The 2,527-nt window shown below is 64.8% G+C and carries 2 protein-coding genes and 1 pseudogene; 2 read left to right on the top strand and 1 reads right to left on the bottom strand.

Annotated features, from left to right (window positions below; translation table 11 throughout):
• A pseudogene (locus RMO23_RS07405) lies at nt 1-731 on the top strand (MipA/OmpV family protein); the annotation flags it as partial.
• An 87-nt stretch (nt 732-818) separates the two neighbouring features.
• Here the strand turns inward: RMO23_RS07405 and mnmA are convergent.
• Complete coding sequence (mnmA, locus tag RMO23_RS07400; RefSeq protein ID WP_309680016.1) at nt 819-2,000, bottom strand: tRNA 2-thiouridine(34) synthase MnmA; 1,182 nt, start codon at nt 1,998-2,000, stop codon at nt 819-821.
• 52 nt (nt 2,001-2,052) lie between these two features.
• On the opposite strand from mnmA, the gene RMO23_RS07395 reads away from it, so the two are divergent.
• The coding region (locus tag RMO23_RS07395; RefSeq protein ID WP_309680014.1) for a LysR family transcriptional regulator at nt 2,053-2,527 on the top strand (475 nt) is incomplete at its 3' end.

Raw genomic sequence — 2,527 nt, 5'->3', positions numbered from 1 at the left:
GGCGCCTGCTGGCCGGCGCGTCGGCCACCGTGCTGGGCGGCCAGGTGGCCGACAGCCCGATCGTGCAAAAGCGCGTGCTGCCCGCCGTTTACCTGGGCGCCGCCTACGACTTTGGCGCGCCGCAGCGGCTGCGGAACCAGGACGGCCAGGACGGCACGCCGACCTACTTCAAGCTGCTGTACGGCAAGGCCACCGAAGACGGCTGCCACCTGGTCAAGATCATCACGGCGCGCTGCCTTTCCACGGCCAGCGTCAACCCGACCAGCATCAGCGGTGTGCAGGTGGGCAAGCCCTTCGTCGAAAACTTCAACGGCTGGCCGATTGACCTGGTGGGCTACGTCGGCCTGACGCACCACAATGATCGCGGGCTGCAGCGCAATGGCATGCAGCTCGACGTCTTCATGAAGGGCATTTACAGCGGCTTCCCCTGGAGCGAGCGCGTCAAGACGCGGCTGGGGCTGGGCGTGGGCGTGTCGTTCGCGCAGCGCTCGCCCTACATCGAGGCCAGCAGTGCCGTCATCAACGGCAAGCCGTCGTCACGCGTGCTGCAGTACCTGGACCCGACGCTGGACGTGAGCCTGGGTGACCTGGTCGGCGTGCACGCGCTGAAGCAAACCTATGTCGGCATCGGCGTGTCGCACCGCTCGGGTATTTTTGGCGCCTCGCGCATGTTCGGCAATGCCAACGGCGGCTCCAATTACATCTATACCTATGTCGAAACGGCGTATTGAGCGACGTACCGGGGAAACTGGTTTGCTATTGAATTAATAGCTACTCATGCTTGTTCTGTCTGGGCTAGAGCCCGATTCGATGCCTTTTCAGGGCAAAATCGGGCTGCCGGGCAGGTTTTGCACATTGCTGGCGGCAATCACGCCGCCGCCCAGGCAGACCTCGCCGTCATACAGCACGGCCGACTGGCCCGGCGTGACCGCCCATTGCGCTGCTGCAAACACCAGCTCGCAGCCTGATGCCGTGGCCTGGGTCAGCGTACAGGCCGCGTCCTGCTGCCGGTAGCGGGTCTTGGCAGCCAGCGGGCCGGCGGCCGGCGGGCTGCCGGCGACCCAGCTGCAGTCCTGCGCGGCCAGCGTGGTCGACTGCAGCCACGGGTGATCGTGGCCCTGCACCACCCACAGCGTGTTGGCCGCCATGTCCTTGCGCGCCACAAACCAGGGCGCGTGCTCACCCACGCCGCGCTGGCCGCGCGCCTGCGCCGCCTTGAGGTCGGCGCCGCGGGCCTTCACGCCGCCAATGCCCAGGCCCTGGCGCTGGCCCAGGGTGTAAAAACTCAGGCCCACATGCTCGCCCAGCACCCGGCCCCTGTCGTTTCTGAGGGGGCCGGGCTCTTTGGCGATGTAGCGGTTCAAGAACTCGCGAAAAGGCCGCTCGCCGATGAAGCAGATGCCGGTCGAGTCCTTCTTTTTGGCGTTCGGCAGGCCAATTTCGTCGGCGATGCGGCGCACCTCGGTCTTGAGCAGCTCACCGACCGGAAACAGGGTTTTGGACAGCTGCGCCTGATTAAGACGGTGCAAAAAGTAGCTCTGGTCCTTGGCCAGGTCCAGGCCCTTGAGCAGTTCATGCAGGCCGCTGGCCGGGTTGTGCCGTACCCGGGCATAGTGCCCGGTGGCAATTTTTTCGGCACCGAGCCGCATCGCGTGGTCCAGAAACGCCTTGAACTTGATCTCGGCGTTGCACAGAATGTCGGGGTTGGGCGTGCGGCCGGCCTGGTATTCGCGCAAAAACTCGGCAAAGACACGGTCCTTGTAATCGGCGGCGAAGTTGACATGCTCGATCTCGATGCCAATCACGTCGGCCACGGCGGCGGCATCGACAAAGTCGATGTTGGACGAGCAGAATTCACTGTCATCGTCATCCTCCCAGTTCTTCATGAAGATGCCGATGACCTCGTGGCCCTGCTGTTTCAGCAGCCAGGCCGTCACGGCGGAGTCCACGCCGCCGCTCAAGCCCACCACCACCCGTTGTCTGCTGTGTCGCTTGTCCATAGGTGTGAGATTATCCCCGCCATGACACGTTTGCGTTTTTGACAGGCCCGTGATGGAACTTCGGCAACTCCGGTATTTCGTCCGCATCGTCGAACTCGGCAGCATGAGCCGTGCCGCAGTGGATCTGGATCTGGTCCAGTCGGCCCTGAGCCAGCAAATCAGCCGGCTGGAAAGCGAACTGTCAACCCGGCTGTTGCAACGCAGCAGCAAGGGCGTGGTGCCGACCGAGGCCGGACTCGCGTTTTTTCGGGAAGCACAGCTGACCCTGCGCCACGCCGAGCAGGCCGTGCGCGCCGCCCAGCAGTCGCGCCTGAGCGGCACGGTGAGCGTGGGGCTGGCCTCGACCACGGCGGTGGTGCTGGGCGTGCCGCTGATGCGGGCGATGCGCGAGCGCTACCCCGATGTGCGCCTGCACCTGGTGGAAAGCATGTCGGGTCACCTGACCAGCATGCTCAATTCGCGCCAGCTTGACCTGGCGGTGCTGTTCGACACCGGCGTGGCCCGGCGCTGGAGCGTGATGCCGCTAC

This window comes from Polaromonas sp. (assembly GCF_031411155.1).
Taxonomy (GTDB): Bacteria; Pseudomonadota; Gammaproteobacteria; order Burkholderiales; family Burkholderiaceae_C; genus Polaromonas.
Note: the sequence above shows the minus strand (reverse complement) of the source record. Positions and strands in the feature narration are given on the sequence as shown.